The sequence below is a fragment of the uncultured Campylobacter sp. genome (assembly GCF_905371695.1).
GTDB lineage: Bacteria > Campylobacterota > Campylobacteria > Campylobacterales > Campylobacteraceae > Campylobacter_A.
The window spans coordinates 1-12,259 of record NZ_CAJPMA010000049.1 but is presented as its reverse complement, the minus strand read 5'-3'; the positions used below and the strand labels follow the sequence as shown (position 1 = coordinate 12,259).

Annotated in this window: 22 protein-coding genes; 20 read left to right on the top strand and 2 right to left on the bottom strand. The window is 42.3% G+C overall.

Annotation, left to right across the window (positions count from 1 at the left end; all coding sequences use genetic code 11):
- Nucleotides 1–113: 113 nt before the first annotated feature.
- Both QZ147_RS05660 and QZ147_RS05655 read left to right on the top strand, forming a co-directional pair.
- On the top strand, nt 114–752 hold the full coding sequence (locus QZ147_RS05660) for a hypothetical protein (RefSeq protein ID WP_295147998.1): 639 nt from the start codon (nt 114–116) through the stop codon (nt 750–752).
- 3 nt (nt 753–755) lie between these two features.
- Nucleotides 756–1,187, top strand: a complete 432-nt coding sequence (locus QZ147_RS05655) for a thermonuclease family protein (protein WP_295147997.1) — start codon at nt 756–758, stop codon at nt 1,185–1,187.
- Nucleotide 1,188: 1 nt separating this feature from the next.
- Here QZ147_RS05655 and QZ147_RS05650 read toward each other — a convergent pair whose 3' ends face one another.
- On the bottom strand, nt 1,189–1,398 hold the full coding sequence (locus QZ147_RS05650) for an excalibur calcium-binding domain-containing protein (RefSeq protein WP_295147995.1): 210 nt from the start codon (nt 1,396–1,398) through the stop codon (nt 1,189–1,191).
- A gap of 365 nt (nt 1,399–1,763) precedes the next feature.
- Between QZ147_RS05650 and QZ147_RS05645 the strand changes: the two genes are divergently transcribed.
- The 12 genes from QZ147_RS05645 (at nt 1,764) to QZ147_RS05590 (ending at nt 7,228) form a co-directional block, all read left to right on the top strand.
- Complete coding sequence (locus tag QZ147_RS05645) at nt 1,764–1,997, top strand: hypothetical protein (RefSeq protein ID WP_295147992.1); 234 nt, start codon at nt 1,764–1,766, stop codon at nt 1,995–1,997.
- On the top strand, nt 1,985–2,113 hold the full coding sequence (locus QZ147_RS05640) for a hypothetical protein (protein ID WP_295147990.1): 129 nt from the start codon (nt 1,985–1,987) through the stop codon (nt 2,111–2,113). Before QZ147_RS05645 ends, QZ147_RS05640 begins: the two co-directional genes overlap by 13 nt.
- Nucleotides 2,114–2,293: 180 nt before the next feature.
- Nucleotides 2,294–3,142: a hypothetical protein gene (locus tag QZ147_RS05635; RefSeq protein ID WP_295147988.1), complete on the top strand. Its 849-nt coding sequence runs from the start codon at nt 2,294–2,296 to the stop codon at nt 3,140–3,142.
- Nucleotide 3,143: 1 nt separating this feature from the next.
- On the top strand, nt 3,144–3,548 hold the full coding sequence (locus QZ147_RS05630) for a hypothetical protein (protein WP_295147986.1): 405 nt from the start codon (nt 3,144–3,146) through the stop codon (nt 3,546–3,548).
- A gap of 9 nt (nt 3,549–3,557) precedes the next feature.
- Nucleotides 3,558–3,755: a helix-turn-helix transcriptional regulator gene (locus QZ147_RS05625; protein WP_295147984.1), complete on the top strand. Its 198-nt coding sequence runs from the start codon at nt 3,558–3,560 to the stop codon at nt 3,753–3,755.
- Entirely contained in the window at nt 3,730–4,542 is an 813-nt protein-coding gene (locus tag QZ147_RS05620; RefSeq protein WP_295147982.1) for a BRO family protein, read from the top strand. The genes QZ147_RS05625 and QZ147_RS05620 overlap by 26 nt, the downstream gene beginning before the upstream one ends.
- The gene (locus QZ147_RS05615) at nt 4,542–4,979 is read left to right on the top strand and encodes a hypothetical protein (protein ID WP_295147979.1); all 438 of its coding nucleotides are present in this window, start codon (nt 4,542–4,544) and stop codon (nt 4,977–4,979) included. The genes QZ147_RS05620 and QZ147_RS05615 overlap by 1 nt, the downstream gene beginning before the upstream one ends.
- A gap of 156 nt (nt 4,980–5,135) precedes the next feature.
- Nucleotides 5,136–5,873: a phage antirepressor N-terminal domain-containing protein gene (locus QZ147_RS05610; RefSeq protein WP_295147977.1), complete on the top strand. Its 738-nt coding sequence runs from the start codon at nt 5,136–5,138 to the stop codon at nt 5,871–5,873.
- Nucleotides 5,874–5,876: 3 nt separating this feature from the next.
- On the top strand, nt 5,877–6,089 hold the full coding sequence (locus tag QZ147_RS05605) for a hypothetical protein (RefSeq protein ID WP_295147975.1): 213 nt from the start codon (nt 5,877–5,879) through the stop codon (nt 6,087–6,089).
- A 9-nt stretch (nt 6,090–6,098) separates the two neighbouring features.
- On the top strand, nt 6,099–6,230 hold the full coding sequence (locus tag QZ147_RS05600; protein WP_295147974.1) for a hypothetical protein: 132 nt from the start codon (nt 6,099–6,101) through the stop codon (nt 6,228–6,230).
- A 3-nt stretch (nt 6,231–6,233) separates the two neighbouring features.
- Nucleotides 6,234–7,043, top strand: a complete 810-nt coding sequence (locus tag QZ147_RS05595) for a PD-(D/E)XK nuclease-like domain-containing protein (protein ID WP_295147973.1) — start codon at nt 6,234–6,236, stop codon at nt 7,041–7,043.
- A 17-nt stretch (nt 7,044–7,060) separates the two neighbouring features.
- Complete coding sequence (locus QZ147_RS05590) at nt 7,061–7,228, top strand: hypothetical protein (RefSeq protein ID WP_295147971.1); 168 nt, start codon at nt 7,061–7,063, stop codon at nt 7,226–7,228.
- Here the strand turns inward: QZ147_RS05590 and QZ147_RS05585 are convergent.
- The gene (locus tag QZ147_RS05585; RefSeq protein ID WP_295147969.1) at nt 7,197–7,421 is read right to left on the bottom strand and encodes a hypothetical protein; all 225 of its coding nucleotides are present in this window, start codon (nt 7,419–7,421) and stop codon (nt 7,197–7,199) included. The two genes, QZ147_RS05590 and QZ147_RS05585, sit on opposite strands and share 32 nt — an antisense overlap.
- Nucleotides 7,422–7,570: 149 nt before the next feature.
- Between QZ147_RS05585 and QZ147_RS05580 the strand changes: the two genes are divergently transcribed.
- The 6 genes from QZ147_RS05580 (at nt 7,571) to QZ147_RS05555 (ending at nt 12,212) form a co-directional block, all read left to right on the top strand.
- A complete protein-coding gene (locus QZ147_RS05580) occupies nt 7,571–8,482 on the top strand; it encodes a phage regulatory protein/antirepressor Ant (protein ID WP_295147967.1) in 912 nt (303 codons plus the stop codon).
- Nucleotides 8,483–8,492: 10 nt separating this feature from the next.
- Entirely contained in the window at nt 8,493–9,518 is a 1,026-nt protein-coding gene (locus QZ147_RS05575; RefSeq protein ID WP_295147965.1) for a recombinase RecT, read from the top strand.
- Nucleotides 9,519–9,700: 182 nt separating this feature from the next.
- Nucleotides 9,701–10,213 (top strand): single-stranded DNA-binding protein, encoded by a 513-nt coding sequence (gene ssb / locus QZ147_RS05570; protein ID WP_295147964.1) that lies wholly within the window; start codon nt 9,701–9,703, stop codon nt 10,211–10,213.
- Between the two features lie 121 nt (nt 10,214–10,334).
- The gene (locus QZ147_RS05565; RefSeq protein ID WP_295147963.1) at nt 10,335–10,910 is read left to right on the top strand and encodes a hypothetical protein; all 576 of its coding nucleotides are present in this window, start codon (nt 10,335–10,337) and stop codon (nt 10,908–10,910) included.
- A 2-nt stretch (nt 10,911–10,912) separates the two neighbouring features.
- Nucleotides 10,913–11,503, top strand: coding sequence for a hypothetical protein (locus QZ147_RS05560; RefSeq protein ID WP_295147961.1), 591 nt, complete (start codon nt 10,913–10,915; stop codon nt 11,501–11,503).
- A gap of 106 nt (nt 11,504–11,609) precedes the next feature.
- Nucleotides 11,610–12,212: a hypothetical protein gene (locus tag QZ147_RS05555; protein WP_295147958.1), complete on the top strand. Its 603-nt coding sequence runs from the start codon at nt 11,610–11,612 to the stop codon at nt 12,210–12,212.
- Nucleotides 12,213–12,259 lie beyond the last annotated feature (47 nt).

The following is a 12,259-nucleotide window of genomic DNA, read 5'->3' as shown; positions in this document are numbered from 1 at the left end:
AAAATCTTGCTTTGAAAGCGGGCTAAAATGGCCGCGTAGTTACGAGGAGCGCGGGGCAATCAGGGTTAATACGATTGACGATATTTTAAGGTATTTTTAGAATGTGTAAGCCTATGAAGCTAGTGCCCGACAGAAAAACAACTTATATCACGCAAGACGATATATGTTATTATTTTTTAGATTATCTATCCGGCGGGGGTTATTCCGCATCCAAAGATAACGACTTAATATTCAACTTCAAAAAAGATATAAGGTATAAGAATACCAACTCGTGGGCATATAAAATGTCAGCAGTAAAACAGTTTGCCGATATGTTACACGGTGCACTAGGCGGACGAGTCTGCACTATTATTCCTATGCCGACATCAAAGCCTAGAGGATCACAAAATTTTGATGATAGACTAGACCAAGTAGCGCTAATGCTTGGCAAAATATCGGCAAATTACGATATTCAGCTTTGTTTAGATGTTAAAGAGGAATATCCAGCCGCGCACAGAGGCGGCGAAAGAAGTCCTGATGCCTTGCTGCAAAATATAATATTAACCCCGCCATCAAGTTCTCCAAAAAATAATATTATATTAATAGATGACGTTTTAACTAGCGGCGGGCACTTTAAAGCGGCAAAAGCAGCCATCTTAGCAAAATACCCAGATGCGAATGTTATAGGCTTTTTCCTAGGCAAGACAATTTATATTGAGCCTGTTGTGCCGGCCATAGATGATTATGACGATGGCGACGCCACCCCTTTTTAATTAATGCGCTTTTTAATTCTTTTATCCCCGCTATTACTCTTTGCCTTTAACGGTAAAGTAATCTCTATTCACGACGGCGACACGATCACGGTATTGCAGGACAGACAACAAATCAAGGTCAGACTTTTCGGCATCGACGCGCCCGAGCTTAAACAGCCGTACGGCAAAAAGTCAAGGCAGTTTTTGGCAAATTTGATAGCCGGCAAAGTCGTAGAAGTCGAAGAAAAAGGCAAGGATAGGTATAGACGCACGATCGGCACGATCTATCTCAATGGTAAAGACATCAACGCCCAGATGGTAGAAAACGGCTATGCGTGGGCGTATCGGAAATTTTCAAAAAAATATGCACCGCAAGAAAGTGAAGCAAAATACCAAAAGCTTGGGCTTTGGCGAGACGAAGAGCCCGTCCCGCCGTGGGAGTTTAGAAAGCGTTAAATTACCGCTTTTTCTTTTTACCGCCGCATACGTTTTCGCAAGGTATGCCGTCGCCGTCTCGGTCAAATTGGCTCATGCCGCACTTTTTGAAATAATGCATAGCCTCTTTGCAACTCGTCATTTCTTTGCAATATCGTTTCGAGCAGTCAAAATCTCTTTCGCCCGCAAAACCTAAAACTACGACGCTTACAAATAATATTAATGCTTTCATACTTCTGTCTCCGTTAGTTTTTAAAATTATACGCATTCCGCACTTAAAAAAGAAATTCAAAAAAATGTAAGTTATTCTTACTAATTTAAGTATTATTTAATGTAAAATATATTAACATTCTCTCATCAAAACAAAGGCAGGATGAGCGAGATTGTATCGAGCTCTTGACCGACGGAGCCTCCCGCGAGTGGCGGGTTAATCCGGTTTTAATCGGTAGCGCACTAGGGAAGCGATATTACCCTAGCCATAGCAGCCCTGATTTAGGATAGTTTTTCACAGGGTTTTTAATACAACGAAAAAGACCGCTAAATTTTAACTAAGAGCTTAAAAGAGCTTTTATTTAAATTTTAACAAAAGGACGAAAAATGACTACGATAGCCGTGGTAACTTACGACGGGATAACGTCGGAGAGCTCTCGCGTCGACGTATTTGGGCGCTTCATCGTATATGACTACGTTCACGGGTTTTATTTTCATATTTTACGAGACGGGCGCTTGGATTACGTCTGCGATAAATCAGGCAAAACCGCGCAAATAAACCGTAAAAAATTTAGTGCAAAAATATTTAAAGAACAGAAGGGAAAACGATGGGAGATTTAAAGCGAATTTTAGCAGACATATTAGCGCAGGTGCGCGAGTGCCCCGACGCCGCGCTTTTATTATTAGCCTCGACGGGCGTCGCGGCTTTTATATTTTCTTTGCTGATTAGATTTTAGGAGGCGTTAGGAGGCGTTATGAAAATAGTTAGATTTCTGCGTAATTTCCTACGCTCTATCCGTGCGAAAGGCAAAGGCGCAGGCAAAGGCGGGTTGATAACCAACGTTAAATTTTACGCCGTTAAGAAAGCGTAAAACCGCGATTTTGTATAATCGCGTAAATTTCTTTAAAGGCCGAAAATGGACGCAAGCTACGACCTGCATTTTGATTTCGACGCGGACGGCGGAGCGATTTTTTTTAAAAACGTATCCGCTTTTATCGCTAGCTTAGACGAGCTAAACGTCGCTATTTGCTCCTACGTCGATAGCGAGATAACGACCCGCGTTATTTTGGAGGGCGTAGAAAACGGCTCGCTAAAAGCTAAAGTAAAAGACGTGCTAAAAAACATAGATAGCGGCAAGATAAGGAGCTACGTGAAAGACCCCAAAGACGCCATAGCCGATTTTTTGATTAAGGCCAAAGACAAGCTAATAGGGCTTTTAGAAGACGACCCAAAGCAGTTGCCGCATAAGGCCGACGAGATAGTCTGTGAGATTATAGAGGATAGCGAGCTAAAAAGCTACGGTTATAAACGCAACAAAACCCCTCTTTTACAGGCAATGTCGGGGTTATCCCAAAGCGCGAAAGGATTTAAAATGCCACCACGCATAAATTTAAAAGGCAAAGAGCGAGAAGTAAAAGGCGGTTACGAGTTTAGCGCCGACGATTTAGACGGCGCGATAGAACAAAAAAGCGAGTTTAGAGGCGCCTTTATCATTAAAAAGCCGGATCTAGCGGGTGCCAGCAAATGGACTATCATAAACGGAGCCGCCATAGACGTGAAAATCATCGACGAAGCGTGGCTAAAAAAGCTAAAAAGCCAGGAGATAGCCCTAAGATACGGCGATAAGATAGCGGGCACGCTAATATCCAAATCCGTGATAGACGCCGACTTAAACGTCGTTAGCACGGATTATTATTTAGACGATATTTTAGGCATCGAAGCGCCTAAGAGCGCCGAACAACGAAATTTAGAGATAAAGGAATAATATGACGCAAGAAGAAAGAGCGGAAAAATTTAATTACTATGTTGGGTTAACCCTAAATCACTTATATGCAAATTTTCCGCATGGAACCAATTGCAATGTGTCTATTTTTGTTAAAAAAGAGAAATATGGAATTGAGCAGGATTATGAGCGAGAAAAAGATTTTTGTAATCAAACTTTAACATGGCTAATGATAAACGGCTTTATACATTGTAGCAACGGACTCCTTGAAGACGTTAGGCTTATGCATAAAGGACTAGAAATTTTAAAAGAAGTTCCGAGCTCTATCGACGATGGTAAAAAAGAGAAATGGTGGCAAAGATTAAGGAGTGCTATTGAAGAAGAAGCTATGTCTGAGGTTGCCAAAAGGGCTAGTGATATGCTAACGGATGCGTTACGATTAATATAAGGAGCAATAATGACCGCAGAGGAAAACATCGTTAGGCGCGTATGCAAAGAACTGGGCATAACTCAACGCGAGCTGGCGGAGAGGATGGGCGGATTTCAAATCCTAGCTATCGACCCCGGCATTTTGGGGTTTTACTCATTTTTGAGTAAAATAAGTTTTATCGAAAAACAAAGGAACGATGATGGGAACGCAACTATCCCTTTTTGACGTATCTAACCGAGAAAACGACGCCTTTGAGCTATCCTCGCATAAAAACGGCTCTACTTATTGGCTAGCTAGCGAATTAGCGCAGATGCTTGAATACGACGGCGTAAAATCGCTAAATAAAGCCGTAAATAAAGCTATCTCCGTATGCTCTAGCATAGGCTATAACATACTAGAGCATTTTACCCCCGTAGACGGCAACGCCGACTACAAGCTATCGCGCTTTGCTTGCTTTTTAGTATCTATGAACGCCGATATAAAAAAACCTAGAGTAGCGCAGGCGCAGGCGTATTTCGCTACTATCGCCGAGGCTTTGCATAGACATATCGAGGCCGAGCAGCTTGAGCGCCTAGACGTTAGAGAAAAAACCAAAGACGCGAACAAGGCCTTAACGGGCGTAGCCAACTCTCACGGAGTGGAAAACTACGCTTATTTTATGGATGCGGGGTATATGGGTATGTATAATATGCGCCTAAAAGACCTTTTGCGTATCAAGGGGCTTACGGTAAACGACAAAATTTTCGACTTTATGGGAGCTCGCGAGTTAGCCGCAAATCTTTTTAGGCTTCAAGAAACCAAGGCTAAGATCGAGAATAACCGAATTTACGGGCAAAGAAACTTAGAAAACACCGCTTACGAGGTAGGACGCGAAGTAAGGGGCATAATGATGAGAAACGACGGCGTGCGCCCCGAAATGCTAGCCAGAACCGAGCATATAAAAGAGGTATCCAAAGAGCTTAAAAAGGTAGATAGAAAATTTAAAAAGATAGATAAGAAAAAGGATAAATAATGGCAGAGGAAAAAGAAATGAGTGTTTTTGAAAAACTAGGCAATGAGCTATCCTTAGGGAATAGCGACAATATGTCTATATTGGAAAAGTATCAAGATGAAATATTTGAAGCAGATATTCATTTGTGGGGAGTTTTAGTAACTCTTCTCCATTCGCGAGAAAGCCTTGTTGATATTGATAAGAGTTGGGTGCCAGACAATGATGACAGCAAGGAAGTCATAAAAAACGCCTGCCAGGTTTTAGGCTACTCTTTTAAAACCCTAGCCGAAAAAATCGGAGTGGCCGAAAGCAGCCTAAGGTCGGCTTCATCAACGGGTAAAGTAACCCAGCAGGTAATCAATTCGATAAAAATGCTATACGAGATAGAATGTTTGAGAAATGAGCTATCGGACTACCAATTGCTAAGAGATGCCATACGGAGGGCTATCGGGCAATAGGTGTGGGCTTATCCCCATACCTTGTTTTTTGTTAATTACAAAATAAAAAATCTACTTTTTTACGAAAATACATAAAAACACCTTGACTTTTTTTGTAAAATACAATATTATTCCACCAAATAATTTGCAAATTACAAAACATTTCAAAGGATTATTATGGAACTTACAAATTTTTCTTTTAACGCGGATATTATACAAGTTTTTGACGAGCAAGGTCAATATGTTAGCGTAAAAAATTTATGCAAGAATATCGGCATAGATTTTAAAACGCAATATGAAAAGATTTTAAGTGATGAGAGCTTTTGTCCGAAATCCTTTAAAATCGAAACGAACGGCGGCGTCCAAGTTGCCTTATGCGTACCCGTCGAAAAAATCAACGGCTGGCTATTTTCAATCAACCCAAACAAAGTAAAGCCCGAAATAAAAGCAAAATTAATTCTATACAAAAATGAGTGCTTCGATGTTTTGTATAAGCATTTTAATGCGTCTAAATTTGAAGCCTACGTTAGCAAGATAGCCGATTTAGAAGCGTCGCAAATTTTACAGACCAAACGGCACGCCGATCAAATCAACGGCTACTTAGGGCAGCTGGCAAAGCATAACGCCCTTATCGCTAGTTTAAAAAACGAACTAGCCGAATTTAAAACATCAAACCCCCGCCCCGAAAGCTTGCGAACGCTACTAGAACACGCGAGAAAAGAGCGGGATTTCTACAAACAAAAACTACAAAAAACAGAAAAAGAGAAGCGAGATAAAGAGCTAGTTACGTTTAGGGCGTTGCAGCAGACGAAAGAACAACTAGAACACGTCTATACGGCAATAGGCGCGGTCGAAGCATACGTGGCGAACGACGACCGCTTTTTTATAGAACGAAATGAAATTTTAGGAGGATAAAAAATGATAGACCCATACGACTACTTTTTTAATAAGCAAGACGCTAAGGGTAGAGAGATAGACGGGCTTTGCGACGAATACGCCGATAGGCTGGATGAAATTTTGCGCCGCGTAAAAGCCGATTTATGCCGCGCGAGGGACGAGTTTGAGCCGCTTATAGGCTTTGATAACGCCGTAGAGATAGAAAGCATAGCTTGGGGCGGCAGATTTGATTAAGGAGAGAAAATGGACTTCAAAGAGTTTAAATTTTGGATTAGTCTAATCCCGCCGCGGGCGCTAGGCGATTGGACGATAAAGGATTTTTTAACGTTTATAAATTCGTATCTGCGCGAAACGGGCGCGTTAGCAAAAGGATGAGCGATGACGAACAAAGAATATCACGCGCGCCCCGAGATTTCAAAAAGCGATCTTGATTTATTAGCTCGTAGCCCTTTTCACTACAAATTTAAAGACGAATTCGAGCGCAAAGATAGCGCGGCTTTAACCCTAGGCTCGGCAGTGCATAAGCTTATTTTAGAGCCTAGCGATTTTTTTAACGAGTTTTGCATAGAACCGGACGTCGATAAACGCACCAAAGAGGGTAAGACCGCCTATAACGATTTTTTAGCCAATTTGGGCGATAAAACGGCTCTTAGCGGCGAGACTTACGATACGGTCAAGCAGATAGCAAACGCGGTTAATTCTATGCGCGAAACGGCGGTTTTTTTAAGAGACGGGCTAGCCGAGCAAAGCTATTTTAGCGAGATTGACGGCGTAGCGGTTAAATGCCGCCCTGATTTTTTCAATGAAAATTTAGGGCTTTGCATAGATTTAAAAACCACTTCGGACGCTAGCGCGGACGGCTTTGCCAGGTCGGTAGCCAGCTTTAATTATCACGTGCAAGCGGCGTTTTACGGCGATATTTTAAGAAGTCTCGGCAAAACGGTTAATAACTTCCTTTTTATCGCGGTGGAGACCAAAAAGCCCTTTATGGTCGGCTTTTATACTCTTGACGATGCCGCGATCGAGCAAGGACGCAAAACCTACCTAGCCCTACTTGAACGCTACAAGCTTTGCCTGGCGCGCGGCGAGTGGTGGGGATACGCCAAATTTGAGCCGCAAAGCGAGCGAATAGAAGCGATACAGACGCTAAGCCTGCCGACGTGGAAATTTTATGAGAGCATAGCCTAAATTTGAAAGGACAAGAGATGAAAGACAAGCAAACCAACATCGTTAGCATACGCCTAGACGACGAAACGCTACAAAAGCTAAAAGACGACGCGCAAAAAGAGTATCGCCCCCTAGCTATGCACTTACGTAAAATTTTAACGGATTATCTAAAATCTAAAAAACAATCTCGTTGCCCGGATACTTAATATCGTGTTCTAGCCCGTTTTCTTTCTCGTAGCGCCTTATAAAATCCTCTATTATTTTGCGGATTTGTAAAGCTACGGGGCGATACTCCAAATCGCAAATATAAGCTAGCTTCTCTTTTGTTAGCGGATCAAGCCTAACAGACATTATCTCTGTTTTATTTTGGCTTTGTTCTTGCGTGTCTTGTTCTGCCATCGTGTAGCCCCTTGTGATTTTTTGTAGTATATCAAAAATATTTTTATTTTTGAAGCATACAATAGAATACTTGACAATACATTTTAAAAGTAGTATTATTCGGCTATGTATTTCAAAAGAATACAAATAAATACATAAGGACTTTAAAAATGACAATGCATACTGCCGAGCAAGCCACTCTCTATTTAAGCCGTATACAAAACGACTTAGAAGCAGCAACGACCGAGATATACACAAAGGTCGGAGCCGTTATGGCTTATCTAAACAATGACGCCTATTTTGTAAATAAGAAATTTAAAATAAAGGATCAAGCAATGGATAATTTAATTATCAACGACCAAGAGATCAAGTTGGAAGTAGCCGACGACCAAATCTGGACTACTTCCCTACAAATTGCAGACGTGTTCGAGAAAGAACACAAGCATATTTTAGCGAAAATTAGGGAGCTTCCGCAAGATAATTTCAACGGGTCAAATTTTCGGCTCGTTGAATATACAGATAAAAAGGGCGAAAGCAGACCGTATTTTTTAGTCTCAAAAGACGGCTTCACACTTTTAGCGATGAGCTTTAACGGCGATAAGTTTTACAAATTTAAAATAGCTTACATTAATGCCTTTAATGCTATGGCCGAAAAACTAAAAAATCCGTTTAATGTTCCGCGCAATTACAAAGAGGCTTTGGAGCTAGCGATAGCCCAAGTGGACAAGATCGAAGCGCTAGAAGCGCAACGCCTTGCCGATTTGCCTAAAATCGTATTTGCCGAAGCGGTAGAAGCAAGCGCCACGAGCGCGCTAATAGGCGACTTCGTAAAAACGCTTTGCGACGAAAACGACGTAAGCGTCGGACGAAATAGAATTTTTAAATGGCTAAGAGACGAAAAATATCTAATGGCGGACAATATGCCTTACCAAAGGTGGCTAGACGTCGGGTACTTTGAAGTGATACCGCAAGTCATCGTAACGCCGAAGGGCAACAAAGAGAGATTTACGACCAAGATCACCGCAAAAGGCCAAGTCGCGCTTAGCGCAAAAATAGTAGAAGCTTTTAGGAAAGCCGCATAGAGGACAAAAAATGAACCAACTACAAATTAGAGAACAAGACGCAAGGGCGTTAGTCGGCTCGAAAATGAGCCAAATTTCAACCATAGTCGGCAACGACAAGGCTAAGGCGTCAGTTTTTGCAAGTGCGATAGTTAATATGGCCAATGACGGCAATTTGAGAAATTGCAACGTTGAAAGCATAGTAAATACCGCAATGCAAATAGTCCAAATCGGTTTGCACCCGAATAAACTATTCGGGCAAGCTTACGTCGTGCCGTATAAGGGCGTCGCGCAACTGCAAATAGGCTATAAAGGACTTATTAGCCTAGGAATGAAAAATGGCTGGAAATTTAGAGCCGTAGCGGTGTATAAATGCGACGAATTCGAAATCGAGTTTAACGGGCTTGAAGATAAGATAAATTTTAAGCCCAATTACGACGAACGAAGCGACGACGACGGAGACTGGGTATTTAATAACCTAGTAGGCGTAATCGTTTATGCTAAAGATAGCGGCGAAAACGTATTTAGCGAATTCGTAAGTAAAAAGAAGCTTGAAAAGTTGCGCCTAAAAAGCCAAAACCAGACCCAAAAGGATAAGCTGGCTAACATCTGGCTTGAATGGGCGGAAGAGATGTACAAGGCAAAAGCCCTTAAATACGTCGCCAGCCGCTTGCCGATAAATGATCGCCTGGCTGAAGCCGTAAGTTTGGAAGACGAACCGATAAGAGCCGAGCAGAGTGCGCCTAAAATTGAAACAAAAGCGACGCAAAACCTAAACGAGCTTTTGAGCAGTTCGGAAAAACCGAACAGCTCAACCGTCAAACAAAATTTGACAGTTGACGAAGCCGAATACATCGAAGCCGCACCCCTTGAAGTAGAAATCGACGCAGACGATGGCGTGCTACCGCTTGACGCTTTGCAAAGCGAGCTGATGAAAAGAGGCGCAAGCGAGGACGAGGCCGAAAAGCTTTTGGGAAGAATGTCGCCCGACGAGGCGAAAGCGTATTTAGCAGATCCGAACAGCATTGACGCGTTAATGGAAGATTTAAGGAGTTAAAAAATGAAAGCATTGGGGATTTTAAGCGCATTGTTCGCGGGGTTAAACGGCGTAGATGATTTTCAAGGTGTGCCACAAACAAAAAAGAGCAAAGCCCGCATGTCTCACTCAAAAATAAGACGCACAAAAGGCACTTACGATAGGAGCCAAAGGATAAGGGCAAATAGGCGAAAGGCTAAAAGATGTTTAACAAAATAGTTTTAGTCGGAAATTTAACACGCGATATTGAGCTACGCTACACACAAGGCGGCGCGGCGATAGGCAGCTCCGGCATTGCCGTAACCCGCAAATTTAGCGTAAACGGCGAAAAGCGCGAGGAAACGTGCTTTATCGACATTACGTTTTTCGGCAAACAAGCCGAAACAGCTAATCAATACCTCAGCAAAGGCTCAAAGCTTCTAGTCGAGGGTCGCTTGAAATTCGACCAATGGACGGACAATAACGGACAAAATAGAAGCAAGCACACGGTAGCCGTCGAGAATATGGAAATGCTAGGCGACGGGCAACGAGCGGGCAATAATCAAGGCGGGTATTCGCAAGGCTATCAGCAAGGCGGCTATTCAAATCAGCGTCCGCAACAAGGAACGCCTAAGAAACAGCAACAACCGCCGAAAGACTATCACGTAGACTACGATGCGCCCGAAATAGACGTGGACGCCAAATACGATGACGACGACAAAACGATACCGTTTTAATTGTTTGACTGTTGTTTGATCGTAGGCTTAATATAAGCTTGCTACGGCCATACAAAAGCCGATATTTAGGGCTTTTGCTAGTTAAAATTTGTTTGATAAATAAATTATTAAAGGAACTAATATGACTCAAAATAACAAGGAATCCCCGTTTTATTTGTCCGATGAAGATGCGGAATTTTTAATGGATTTGGGGAAAGAAATGCTTAAACAAGACACTAGAAGTACTGCCCAGCCCTACGGCTTAACAGTTCAAAAGAAGGAGACCATTATCACAGACGAGGAATTTGCCGATAATTGGACGCTATTTAGCGAAGGTGATGCCGTGGCTGAGGGGCTTAAGCGGGCAAAAGCATACCTAATAGACGAAATACACGAAAATCTAATAGATGCCGATAGCGATGCCCAAAAACTAGAATTAGTAAAGGAGCTTGGCATTCTTTTAAACGTGGATGATGATGACGGTTTGCAAAGCTACATAAGAGATCGAAAGGAATTGAATGACTACTCTTATTATCCAACTATGCAAAGATGGATAGCGGACGAAAGAATGGTATTTACTTTTAGCGATCGCGAAGCTAGAGAGTATGCTGAGCGCGGCGAAAATTATAGGACTTATGGCGTATATCTAGGGCGCAGTCCTATTATGTCTCGCTTATGTGAAATTTTGCTGAAAATAGGCGAACAAGCAAGAGGCTAAAAATGGGTAAGAACTTCAGCGGCAACACCAACAAGAAGCGATCAAAAAGCGACTTCTACCAGACGCCCTATAACATCACGCGGCGGCTCTTAGAGGTTGAGAAATTTGAGGGGCGCATACTAGAGCCTGCGTGTGGTGCAGGCGCGATAACGGCGATTTTAAAAGGAGCTGGCTACGAGGATATTACGGCGTATGATTATTTGCTAGACGGCAAAGATTTTCTAGCCGAAACGCGCAAATTTGACGCCATTGTTACAAACCCGCCTTTTAGCCTAGCCAAAGAGTTTATACTCAAAGCTTGCGAAGTCGCGCCTAGATTTGCGTTTTTACTGCCTTTGAGCTACTTGCAGGGGCAAGCGCGGTATAACGAAATTTGGAGCGCGCGCGAGATTTTGGAAAAGATTTATATCTTTACGCGCTATCCGTCGTTATCGGCCGAAATACGCCCCGACGGCAAATACGAAACGGCGATGATGGCTTATGCTTGGTATATTTTCGATACTGGGCACAAAGGCGTTGCGAGCATCCACTGGCTAGATAGCAGCGAGGACGTGGCGAGAAAAGGCAAATATAAGCAAGCAAAGCCCGCTTAATAGAAGCAGCGCTAGACTGCGCGGCATAATAAACCGTATCGGCAACCCGTAAGGGGTTTTAAATTTAGGTTTTTGTAGAATTTGAGGTTTAAAGGGAGACGACAAAATGGAGAAAAGATACTTTATAGCAAAGACAGGTGACACGCTCGCTATTGACAAATTAATCAAATATGAAAAATTTGATGATTGGATGCAACGCCCAAACATAGAAATGAGCTACGGCGATGTCGTATTTATATACGATAAGAAATTAACCCCCAAGGCAAAGGGTGCAAAGTGGTTACCGTTTAAATGTGCTGCTGAATTAGTAGGTGTGGTAGAGCAAAGGAGCATGGATTTTAGGCTGCTATATAAGATTAGCTACAAAAAGCTAGATTTTACAGTTGATGAAAAAGAGGTGATAGCAAATATGCGTCAATGGAGCGATGGAGTATATGAGCTCAAAGATGAAAAAATCATATCTAAGCTAGCAAAACAAAACTCCCCTAACATTATTAAAGAAATTTGCGATGAGCTAAAAATGACTTATAAGGAGTTGGGCGAAGAGATAGGGTATAGCGAGAGCGCGATTAAAAACGCGGGCGCAGGAGAAGCTAGCGAGCCCATGAAAAAAGCGATTGAGCTTTACAAGGAAACGCTAAATTTAAAAGCGAAGCTTGAAAAGTCGGAAGCTTTTAAAAATAACCTAAAAGACTTTTTAGCGGACTAAATAGCTTTATTTAGTCCTTATTTCTACCAAAAAAATAAAAATAATAC

Coding starts and splice junctions, on each gene's coding strand:
- QZ147_RS05565 (WP_295147963.1), top strand. CDS start 10,335: ATGACTCAAAATAACAAGGAATCCCCGTTTTATTTGTCCGATGAAGAT.
- QZ147_RS05555 (WP_295147958.1), top strand. CDS start 11,610: ATGGAGAAAAGATACTTTATAGCAAAGACAGGTGACACGCTCGCTATT.
- QZ147_RS05655 (WP_295147997.1), top strand. CDS start 756: ATGCGCTTTTTAATTCTTTTATCCCCGCTATTACTCTTTGCCTTTAAC.
- QZ147_RS05635 (WP_295147988.1), top strand. CDS start 2,294: ATGGACGCAAGCTACGACCTGCATTTTGATTTCGACGCGGACGGCGGA.
- QZ147_RS05595 (WP_295147973.1), top strand. CDS start 6,234: ATGACGAACAAAGAATATCACGCGCGCCCCGAGATTTCAAAAAGCGAT.
- QZ147_RS05575 (WP_295147965.1), top strand. CDS start 8,493: ATGAACCAACTACAAATTAGAGAACAAGACGCAAGGGCGTTAGTCGGC.
- QZ147_RS05620 (WP_295147982.1), top strand. CDS start 3,730: ATGGGAACGCAACTATCCCTTTTTGACGTATCTAACCGAGAAAACGAC.
- QZ147_RS05580 (WP_295147967.1), top strand. CDS start 7,571: ATGACAATGCATACTGCCGAGCAAGCCACTCTCTATTTAAGCCGTATA.
- QZ147_RS05650 (WP_295147995.1), bottom strand. CDS start 1,398: ATGAAAGCATTAATATTATTTGTAAGCGTCGTAGTTTTAGGTTTTGCG.
- QZ147_RS05625 (WP_295147984.1), top strand. CDS start 3,558: ATGACCGCAGAGGAAAACATCGTTAGGCGCGTATGCAAAGAACTGGGC.
- QZ147_RS05640 (WP_295147990.1), top strand. CDS start 1,985: ATGGGAGATTTAAAGCGAATTTTAGCAGACATATTAGCGCAGGTGCGC.
- QZ147_RS05615 (WP_295147979.1), top strand. CDS start 4,542: ATGGCAGAGGAAAAAGAAATGAGTGTTTTTGAAAAACTAGGCAATGAG.
- QZ147_RS05660 (WP_295147998.1), top strand. CDS start 114: ATGAAGCTAGTGCCCGACAGAAAAACAACTTATATCACGCAAGACGAT.
- QZ147_RS05600 (WP_295147974.1), top strand. CDS start 6,099: ATGGACTTCAAAGAGTTTAAATTTTGGATTAGTCTAATCCCGCCGCGG.
- QZ147_RS05630 (WP_295147986.1), top strand. CDS start 3,144: ATGACGCAAGAAGAAAGAGCGGAAAAATTTAATTACTATGTTGGGTTA.
- ssb (WP_295147964.1), top strand. CDS start 9,701: ATGTTTAACAAAATAGTTTTAGTCGGAAATTTAACACGCGATATTGAG.
- QZ147_RS05585 (WP_295147969.1), bottom strand. CDS start 7,421: ATGGCAGAACAAGACACGCAAGAACAAAGCCAAAATAAAACAGAGATA.
- QZ147_RS05560 (WP_295147961.1), top strand. CDS start 10,913: ATGGGTAAGAACTTCAGCGGCAACACCAACAAGAAGCGATCAAAAAGC.
- QZ147_RS05645 (WP_295147992.1), top strand. CDS start 1,764: ATGACTACGATAGCCGTGGTAACTTACGACGGGATAACGTCGGAGAGC.
- QZ147_RS05590 (WP_295147971.1), top strand. CDS start 7,061: ATGAAAGACAAGCAAACCAACATCGTTAGCATACGCCTAGACGACGAA.
- QZ147_RS05605 (WP_295147975.1), top strand. CDS start 5,877: ATGATAGACCCATACGACTACTTTTTTAATAAGCAAGACGCTAAGGGT.
- QZ147_RS05610 (WP_295147977.1), top strand. CDS start 5,136: ATGGAACTTACAAATTTTTCTTTTAACGCGGATATTATACAAGTTTTT.